A 9780-nucleotide genomic window follows, 5' to 3' on the forward strand; every position below is an offset into this window, starting at 1 on the left:
CTATTTAATACGCACCATCCGGTTAATAACAACCTCTTTTTTTATCAGGGATCGACTGTGAAATTCCAACCACTCCTGGCCCTGGGCCTGACGATTCTGGCTGCCTCCACCCAAGCCTTTGGCGGCGCCACGCTGGATCGCGTCGAAAAAAAGAAAGAGCTCGTGGGCGTATTGATGGAAAGCTATCCACCCTTCTCGTTCCTCAATGATCAGAACCAGCTCGATGGCTTCGACGTCGACGTGGCCAAGGCCGTGGCAGACAAACTGGGCGTCAAACTGCGCCTCGAAACCCCGTCCTGGGACGTGATCGCCGCCGGCCGCTGGAGTGGGCGCTACGACATCTGCATCTGCTCCATGACCCCGAGCAAGGCCCGCGCTGAGGTCTTCGACTTCCCGGTCGAGTACTACGCCTCGCCAGCCGTGATCGTGGTCAACACCAAGGACGACAGCATCCACAGTGCCAAAGACCTGAGCGGCAAGAAAGTCGGCCTCACCAGTGCCTCCAGCTACGAAAGCTACCTGAACAAGAACCTGGTGATCGAAGGCGCCGAGGACACTCGATTGCAGTACCCGTTCGAAGACGTGCAAATCGCGCCGTATGACACCGACAATGTCGCCTTCCAGGACCTCGGCCTGGGCGCTGGCGTTCGACTGGACGCGATCCTCACCAACCTTGTCACTGCACAACCGCGCCTGACCGAAGACAAACGCTTCAAGCTCGCTGGCGAGCCGCTGTACTCGGAGCCGAACTCGGTGGCCATTGAAAAAGGCGACGCCCAGTGGGACGCCAAAGTGCGTGACGTCTTCGCTCAGCTGAAACAGGACGGCACCCTGAGCAAGCTGTCGCAAAAATGGATCGGTGCCGACATCAGTAAATGACTTCTTTCCCAAAACCTCCCCAGCCGCCGCAACCGGTGGCTGAGTCGCTGTTGCAACGGATCTTCGGTTTCCGCACGCGGCTGTACCTGACCTGGGCAGCGATGCTCGGGTTGTTCGCCAGCTTCTTCCTGAGCTTCGACCTGAAGTTCTCGATCATCCTCGACAAACTGCCGAACCTGATCGGCCTGCACCTGGCGCCCAACGGCTTTTTGCAGGGCGCGGCGCTGACGCTGTTTCTGTGCCTGTGCTCGATCGTGACCTCCTCGCTGCTGGGCTTCATCACCGCCCTGGCGCGGCTGTCGAAAAGCGCCGTGGCCTTCGGGATTGCGAGCTTCTATGCCTCGTTCTTTCGTGGCACACCGCTGCTTATCCAGATCCTGCTGATCTACCTCGGCCTGCCACAACTCGGCATCGTCCCGGGCGCCATCGCCGCCGGCATCATCGCCCTGTCGCTAAATTACGGCGCCTACCTGAGCGAAATCTTCCGCGCCGGCATCCTCGGCGTCCCCCACGGCCAACGCGAAGCGTCCCTGGCGCTGGGCATGCGCGAAACCGTGATCTTCTGGCGCGTCACCCTGCCCCAGGCCATGCGCACCATCATCCCGCCGACCACCAACCAATTCATCTCGATGCTCAAAGACTCGTCGCTGATCTCGGTGATGGGGGTTTGGGAGGTTATGTTTTTGGCGCAATCGTATGGGCGGTCGAGCTATCGCTACATCGAAATGCTGACGACGGCAGCGGTGATTTATTGGGTGATGTCGATTGGGTTGGAGCTGATTCAGGCGAGGATGGAGCGGCATTATGGGAAGGCGTATTTGAGCCGTAGTTAGCGAAAGGCAGATGAGTTTCCGCGTTTGCGATAGCCGACCATGTCTCGATTTGTTGTAAGAAAAAGCGTCAGCTCGAACGGGTAAAAACAACCTTCCTCAGGAGGCTGGCAATTTTCTACACAACCTTCTGACAACCCCCGCAAGCCCACCGGAAGCAGCTGACATCGGCACCTATAGCCTCCCTCTTAGAGTTTGGCCTCCTATCAACAGAGGCCGAATTCGATGTCCGTTCAACATAAATACCGACCAAAACACCTGGCGCTGGCCATTGCGCTTGCGTTGGGTTTCACTGAAATTTCGCTTGCCCAGCAAGTATCCATCGATGCCACCATTCCTTCGGGTGCAACGCCGGAGCAGCTCATAGCGGCGCTGGACGCATTTATAAATGACCCCGCCACCAACAAGATTCCCATCAACAAAGCAGCGGATGGTACTGATCGGACATTCGGCGATGGAGATGATCTGGTCATTGTGTCTGGCCGCGGAGTCCTTTCCGGATTGATTGACGGTGGTGACGGTGTCAACTTCCTGCAACTCGATACCGCGAGCGGTGGCACGTTAGGCGAGAGTCGTCGTTTTGAAGGCCTGGAGCTCAAACGAAGCACTTGGACCATGAATGGTTCCGGTGATTTCAATACCGGTGTCTTGATACGTTCAAAAGCAACGCTAATAAATAATGGGCATATCCAGGGTGGGGCGTTGACCCAAGGAACACTTGTCAACAACGGAAAGATTGGCGGCGGCGCGACCGTGCAATCAGGAGGCACCCTGAACAACCCAGGAACTATCGAAGGCGACGTCGTTATCCATGAAAAAGGTGCTTTTGCGGGCAACGGTGTAACGGGTTCCCTGAAGGTAAACGGAAAGCTTTCTGTCGACGGTTTGCACGGTGCACCGAAAGTTAAAGGTGACTTGAATCTCTCCAAAACTGCCGAGCTAACCTACGAGGTCAATGCCGACCGCAAAAGTGAAACGATATTAGTCGGCGGCACCGCCAGCCTTGGCGACGCCACACTGAACATCATTGCAGCACCGGGTGACTACCCGCTAATCAGCGAAAACAACATCCTTATTGCCAATAAAGTCGAAGGAGAATTTGGGAAAGTCCTCAACAACCTTGCCTTTTTAACGCCCAAGCTCAAATACGAAGAAAAGACTGTCGACCTGATCTTCGTCCGTAACGATGTAAAGATGGAGAGTGTCGCAACCACGGATAACGGGAAGGAAGTCGCCCAAAGCATTGAAGAGCCGAAGGACATACCTCAAGCACCCTCTGTCGCTGAAGCCCCGAATCCACCTGCAATTACCGACACATCCGTTCCGGTCTCCACACCGACAACAACCGCTGAAAAACCATCGACAGCCGCAACGCCACCCACCACCGACCAGCCCGTCACTGCCTCAACTCCACCCCCAGCTACCAATTCCATCGCCGCAGTGCCAAAGGCATCCAGCCCCACAAACGCTGCTGTCGCAGCCCTGCTCAGCGCTGACAAACAAACGGCATCTGTTGCCATCGAACAGCTGGCCGGCGGCCAGAACGCCAACCTTGCGAAAGCGACCCTGAACAGTGACAGCCCAATCAGCGCGACCATGCTCTCGGCCATGCGTCAGCTGGACAGCGCCAGTAGCTACAGCAATTCCACCAGGCGCAATGGACCACGCCTGGCCGCCGGCAGCGAAGACAATGGCCGAGTCTGGCTTCAAGCATTGGGTCACGGTGGGACACTGGATCGCGACCACGACGCTCTGAAACACACAACCCACGGCCTGGTACTGGGAGCTGATTGGGGCATCGATGAGGAATGGCGCATCGGGGTGATGAGCGGCAAATCCGAAACGCGCCTGGACAGCCGCGGACTCGACGGCGATCTCGACAGCTGGCATTTGGGAGCTTATGCCCTACGTCAAAACGGACCAATGTCCCTGCGCCTGGGCGCGACCTATAGCAACCACGACGGCAGCACTAAACGCCGGGTTGCCTTCAAAGGTTTCAGCGACCGTCCTGAAGGCCGTTACGATGCCAACACCCAGCAGGCCTTTGCGGAAGTGGGTTACAACCTGGGCCAGGCCAACGTCAGCATCGAACCGTTTGCCAGCCTGGGCTACCAACGCTATCAGCGCGACACTTACACGGAAAAAGGTGGCGCAGCGGCACTGAAGGTCCACGGTCAAACCCAGAACAACATGAACAGCACATTCGGCCTACGGCTGGCGAAGCTCAACACTCTGGATAACGGCATGCAACTGACGCCGCGATTCAGTGCCGGCTGGAAACACACTTACGGGGACGTCTACAGCGATACCCGCCAACGATTGGTGACGGGCGGAAAAAACTTCACCGTTTCCGGTGCGACGCTGGATCGTGACAGTCTGCTGGTCGATGCAGGGCTGGACCTTGGATTGTCAGCAAAACACACCCTGGGCGTCGGCCTGACTGGCGAGATCGGCACCGACAGCCGAAACCACGGCGTCACGGGTCAGTGGCGAATGAGTTTCTAACAGCCACAAACCCGGGGCGAAAAAAAAGGGGAGCACGTGCCCCCCCGAGGTTTAAAGCGGTATATCGAGGCTGTTAACTCAGCCTTCGATCTCGATCAGTATTTCGCCCGGGTTCACCCGGTCGCCCTTGGCCACGTGGATGGCGGTGACTTTGCCGGCGATGGCCGCCTGGACTTCGGTTTCCATCTTCATCGCTTCGGTGATCAGCACGGCCTGGCCGGCTTTCACGGTGTCGCCTTCCTTGACCAGTACGTCGACGATGTTGCCCGGCATGGTGGTGCTGACGTGGCCCGGTGCAGTGGCTTGCTTGCGCTTGCTGCTGCCGCCGCTGACGAATTCGTTGAGCGGTTCGAACACCACTTCTTCCGGCATGCCGTCGATAGACAGGTAGAAGTGGCGCTTGCCTTCAGCCTTGACGCCGACACCGGTGATGTCGACGCGGTAGGTTTCGCCATGGACGTCGATGACGAACTCGGTCGGCACACCTTCGCCACCGGCCGAGGTCACGCCGCCGGCTTCAGGAATCGGCAGCAGCACTTCAGGCGTCAGGGTGCCGGCGGCGCGTTCTTCGAGGAACTTGCGACCGATGTCCGGGAACATGGCGTAGGTCAGCACGTCTTCTTCAGACTTGGCCACCGTGCCGATTTCGCCACGCAGCTTGGTCATTTCCGGCTTGAGCAGGTCGGCCGGACGCACGTCGATCACTTCTTCGCTGCCGATGGCCTGGCGACGCAGTTTTTCGTTCACGGTGCCCGGCGCTTTGCCATAGCCGCCTTGCAGGTAAAGCTTCACTTCGTTGGTGATGGTCTTGTAGCGCTCACCGGCCAGCACGTTGAAGAACGCTTGAGTGCCAACGATCTGCGAGGTCGGGGTCACCAGCGGAGGGAAGCCGAGGTCTTCACGAACGCGCGGGATTTCGGCCAGCACTTCGGCCATGCGGTTCAGAGCGCCCTGCTCTTTCAATTGGTTGGCCAAGTTGGAAATCATCCCGCCCGGCACTTGGTTGACTTGCACACGGGTGTCGACGGCGGTGAATTCGCTTTCGAACTGGTGGTACTTCTTGCGCACAGCGTAGAAGTACAAGCCAATCTCTTGCAGCAGTTCCAGGTTCAGGCCGGTGTCGTACTCGCTGCCTTTAAGGGCGGCGACCATCGATTCGGTGCCCGGATGGCTGGTGCCCGAGGCAAAGCTGGAGATCGCGGTGTCGATGTGATCGGCGCCGTTCTCGATGGCCTTCAGTTGGCACATCGTTGCCATGCCAGCGGTATCGTGCGAGTGAATGAACACGGGCAGCGATTGCTCGGATTTCAACGCTTTGACCAGTTCGCCGGTGGCGTACGGAGTCAGCAGGCCAGCCATGTCCTTGATCGCCACCGAGTCGCAACCCATGGCTTCCATTTGCTTGGCTTGCGCCACGAACGCCTCGATGGTGTGCACCGGGCTGGTGGTGTAAGCGATGGTGCCTTGAGCGTGTTTGCCAGCCGCTTTCACCGCTTCGATGGCGACTCGCAGGTTACGTACGTCGTTCATCGCGTCGAAGATGCGGAACACGTCGATACCGTTGACCGCAGCTTTGGCGACGAAAGCTCTGACCACGTCATCGCTGTAGTGGCGATAGCCCAGCAGGTTCTGGCCACGCAGGAGCATTTGCAGACGCGTGTTAGGCAATGCCGCGCGCAGTTGGCGCAGGCGCTCCCACGGGTCTTCTTTCAGGAAGCGTACGCAGGCGTCGAAGGTCGCGCCGCCCCAGCATTCCAGCGACCAGTAGCCGACTTTGTCGAGCTTGTCGCAGATCGGCAGCATGTCTTCGGTGCGCATGCGGGTCGCGAGCAGCGATTGATGGGCGTCGCGCAGGATTGTGTCGGTAACGTTTATCTTTTTAGAAACAGGGGGATTGCTCATTGTTCTATTCCTCACAGGCCTGCGTGGGCGGCGATGGCGGCGGCGATGGCCAGGGCCAGCTCTTCGGGTTTGCGCTTGATCGAGTAGTTGGTCAGTTCAGGGTGGCTTTCAACGAAGCTGGTGTTGAACTGGCCGCTCCGGAATTCCGGGTTACGCAGGATTTCCTGGTAGTACGCGGCGGTGGTCTTGACCCCTTGCAGACGCATGTCGTCGAGGGCGCGCAAGCCACGGTCCATCGCCTCTTCCCAGGTCAACGCCCATACGACCAGTTTCAGGCACATGGAGTCGTAGTACGGCGGAATGGTGTAGCCGGTGTAGATCGCCGTGTCGGTGCGCACGCCGGGGCCGCCGGGCGCGTAGTAACGGGTGATCTTGCCAAAGCTCGGCAGGAAGTTGTTTTTCGGGTCTTCGGCGTTGATCCGGAATTGCAGCGCGAAACCGCGGTGCTGAATGTCTTCCTGTTTCACCGAAAGCGGCAGGCCGGACGCGATGCGAATCTGCTCGCGCACGATATCGATGCCGGTAATTTCTTCGGTGATGGTGTGTTCCACCTGCACCCTGGTATTCATCTCCATGAAGTACACCTCGCCCTCGGCGAGCAGGAACTCCACGGTGCCGGCGTTCTCATAACCCACGGCCTTGGCTGCGCGCACCGACAGGTCGCCGATGTAGGCGCGCTGTTCCGGGGTCAGTTGCGGGCTCGGGGCGATCTCGATGAGCTTCTGGTTGCGACGCTGGATCGAGCAATCACGCTCGAACAGGTGCACCACGTTGCCAAAACTGTCGCCGAGGATCTGCGCTTCGATGTGTTTCGGATTGACGATGCATTTTTCGAGGAATACTTCCGCCGAACCGAAAGCCTTGGTGGCTTCGGAAATGACTCGCGGGAATGCTTGTTCAAGTTCTTCGCGGCTATCGCAGCGACGGATACCACGACCACCACCACCGGAAGTCGCCTTGAGCATCACCGGATAACCGATGCGGTCGCCTTCGATCAAGGCTTCCGCGATATCCGCGACGTTGCCTTCGGTACCCGGGGTGACGGGTACGCCAGCCTTGATCATGCTGCGACGGGCTTCAGTCTTGTCACCCATGCGGCGAATCACTTCAGCCGATGGACCGATGAACTTAATGCCGCGCTCGGCGCAGATATCTGCCAGTTCAGCGTTTTCCGAGAGGAAACCGTAGCCGGGATGCAACGCATCACAACCGGTTTCTACCGCCAGATTCACCAGCTTGCGCGCATTCAGGTAACCGGCCAGTGGCTCGGCACCGATGCTGTGGGCCTCGTCCGCACGCTTCACATGCAACGCATGGCGGTCGGCGTCGGAATAGATCGCGACCGAGCGAATGCCCATCTCGGCGCAGGCACGTACGATTCGTACGGCAATCTCACCACGGTTGGCGATCAGGATCTTTTTTATCACTTGGAGGTTCCCTTGAGCCGGTGGTACCCACGACCTGCTAGACCAGGTCGACGCGTGACCAAATGTTTCGATTCAGTCGCAGCTCCACACTAGCCCCCACAAGGGATTAACAAAAATGATTAATAATTGGGTCAGCCATAAGTAAAGACTTATAGTTGACGCATCAGCCTGCGGTGAGAGTGTCTATAAAATGCGTAAGTCCTTGATGCGTATGACTTTGCGTCAATTGCAGATCTTCAATGAAGTCTGTGATTTGAGGTCCTATAGCCGCGCAGCCGACGAAATGTCTCTCACACAACCTGCCGTGAGCCTACAGATTCGTCAACTTGAAGAGCTGATTGGTCAGCCTTTGTTCGATTACGTCGGCAAAAAGCTCTACATGACCGAGGCAGCCGAGGCCCTTCAGCGCGCCAGCCGGGACATTTTCGGACGCCTGGAAAACCTCGACATGCAGCTTTCAGACATGCAGGGATCGCTGCAAGGACAGCTGAAACTGGCGGTGGAATCCAGCGCCAAGTATTTCGTGCCGCATCTGTTTGCCGCGTTCAAGCACCAGCATCCGGAAGTGAACCTGCACCTGACGGTGGTTAACCGCGGACAAGTGATTCGACGCCTGTCGGACAACCGCGATGATTTGGTGATCATGTCGATGGTGCCGCAAGACATGGGGCTGGAGTTTCTGCCGTTTCTCAACAATCCAATCGTGGCCGTGGCGCCGCCGGATCATCCGCTGTCCCACATGGGACCGCTGCGCTTGCAGGATCTGGAGCCTTATACGCTGCTGTTGCGCGAACCGGGCTCCGGTACGCGACTGGCTTGCGAGGAGTATTTCAAGGAGAAGCGCGTGCACTTCACGCAGACCCAAGAGGTGGCGTCGGCCGAAGCCCAGCGTGAATGCGTACGGGCGGGTCTGGGCCTGGCGCTGTTGACGCGCCACGCCCTGAACCTTGAATTGGCGACCGGCGCACTCATAGAGCTGCCGGTCGAAGAGCTGCCGCTGTACCGCAGCTGGTGCCTGGTACAAGCCAAGGCAAAACGGCTGTCACCGGTGGCGCACGCATTCCTTGCGTTTATTCGCAGTGAGCGGGTGCAGATCAGCGCGCTGGTTGAGCGTTTCGACGGGAAGTTGCCGGTGCCGCCTGCCAGTAATTGAGCTCCAGCTCAGGGAATTCACCGATCTCGGCCAGCAGTTGGCGACGTTCGCAGCGATCTTCGATAGCGCGGCGAAATTCCATGCGGCGCTGGTCTTCCTGCTGACGACGGGTTCTGGCGGCGCTGTTGCGTTCTTCGTAGGGCTGGGCCATTTCGAGTCTCCCAAGGCGATTACGGGAGTTTCAAGATAGGCGCGAGGGATGACGGTTTGGCGGCGGACGGGTTACAGGGATGTGAACATTGAAAAGCAAAGATCGCAGCCTTCGGCAGCTCCTACATGGGAATGTGTACACCTTTAGGAGTTGCCGAAGGCTGCGATCTTTTGACTTTAATCGTCCAGCGCTTTTACCGATTTAGGCGACAGCCGCAAGCTGCGCAGGCTGCGCTTGACGCTCTTGAGGTGGTTGACCAGGCTCGGCCCGCGCGCCATGGCCACGCCCATCGCCAACACGTCGATCACCACCAGGTGGGCGATGCGCGAGGTCAGCGGCGTATAGATCTCAGTGTCTTCGTGCACATCGATCGCCAGGTTGACCGTCGACAGTTCGGCCAACGGTGTCTGGCTTGGGCACAAGGTAATCAGCGAAGCGCCGCTCTCGCGCACCAGGTTGGCAGTGATCAACAAATCTTTGGAACGCCCGGACTGGGAAATACAGATCGCCACGTCGGTCGGTTTCAACGTGACCGCCGACATCGCCTGCATGTGCGGGTCGGAATACGCCGCCGCCGTCAGCAACAAACGGAAGAACTTGTGCTGGGCATCGGCCGCCACTGCGCCCGAAGCACCAAAGCCATAGAACTCGACCCGCTGGGCCTGCGACATGAGCGACACAGCACGCTGCAACTCCACCGGATCAAGCTTCTCGCGAACCTCCATCAGCGTGTGCAGGGTGGTGTCGAAGATTTTCAGGCTGTAGTCAGCGACCGAATCGTCTTCATGAATCGCAAACTGCCCGAAGCTCGCGCCAGCAGCCAGGCTCTGTGCCAGTTTCAGCTTCAAGTCCTGGAAACCGGAGCAACCGATGGCGCGACAGAACCGCACGATGGTCGGTTCGCTGATGCCCACGTTGTGGGCCAGGTCGGCC

Annotated in this window: 8 protein-coding genes; 4 read left to right on the forward strand and 4 right to left on the reverse strand. The window is 58.5% G+C overall.

Translation table 11 applies throughout. The features are described from left to right. The first annotated feature begins 57 nt into the window (after positions 1-57). The 3 genes from WLY71_RS14560 (at position 58) to WLY71_RS14570 (ending at position 4214) form a co-directional block, all read left to right on the forward strand. Positions 58-879, forward strand: coding sequence for an ABC transporter substrate-binding protein (locus WLY71_RS14560; protein WP_347804102.1), 822 nt, complete (start codon positions 58-60; stop codon positions 877-879). Then, positions 876-1712, forward strand: a complete 837-nt coding sequence (locus WLY71_RS14565) for an amino acid ABC transporter permease (RefSeq protein WP_046044976.1) — start codon at positions 876-878, stop codon at positions 1710-1712. The genes WLY71_RS14560 and WLY71_RS14565 overlap by 4 nt, the downstream gene beginning before the upstream one ends. Positions 1713-1934: 222 nt before the next feature. Then, the gene (locus WLY71_RS14570; protein ID WP_347804103.1) at positions 1935-4214 is read left to right on the forward strand and encodes an autotransporter outer membrane beta-barrel domain-containing protein; all 2280 of its coding nucleotides are present in this window, start codon (positions 1935-1937) and stop codon (positions 4212-4214) included. Between the two features lie 78 nt (positions 4215-4292). Here the strand turns inward: WLY71_RS14570 and oadA are convergent, their stop codons facing one another. Further along, positions 4293-6116: a sodium-extruding oxaloacetate decarboxylase subunit alpha gene (oadA, locus tag WLY71_RS14575; protein ID WP_347804104.1), complete on the reverse strand. Its 1824-nt coding sequence runs from the start codon at positions 6114-6116 to the stop codon at positions 4293-4295. An 11-nt stretch (positions 6117-6127) separates the two neighbouring features. Beyond that, positions 6128-7543, reverse strand: a complete 1416-nt coding sequence (locus WLY71_RS14580) for an acetyl-CoA carboxylase biotin carboxylase subunit (RefSeq protein WP_282376359.1) — start codon at positions 7541-7543, stop codon at positions 6128-6130. A gap of 190 nt (positions 7544-7733) precedes the next feature. Between WLY71_RS14580 and WLY71_RS14585 the strand changes: the two genes are divergently transcribed. After that, positions 7734-8696: a LysR family transcriptional regulator gene (locus WLY71_RS14585; protein ID WP_347804105.1), complete on the forward strand. Its 963-nt coding sequence runs from the start codon at positions 7734-7736 to the stop codon at positions 8694-8696. Here the strand turns inward: WLY71_RS14585 and WLY71_RS14590 are convergent. Both WLY71_RS14590 and WLY71_RS14595 read right to left on the reverse strand, forming a co-directional pair. Further along, complete coding sequence (locus WLY71_RS14590) at positions 8638-8847, reverse strand: PA3496 family putative envelope integrity protein (protein ID WP_347804106.1); 210 nt, start codon at positions 8845-8847, stop codon at positions 8638-8640. The genes WLY71_RS14585 and WLY71_RS14590 overlap by 59 nt on opposite strands. Before the next feature lie 176 nt (positions 8848-9023). Further along, on the reverse strand, positions 9024-9780 hold a 757-nt coding region (locus tag WLY71_RS14595; protein WP_347804107.1), incomplete at its 5' end, for an SIS domain-containing protein.

The sequence above is a fragment of the Pseudomonas rossensis genome, assembly GCF_039888995.1.
GTDB classification, from domain to species: domain Bacteria; phylum Pseudomonadota; class Gammaproteobacteria; order Pseudomonadales; family Pseudomonadaceae; genus Aquipseudomonas; species Aquipseudomonas rossensis.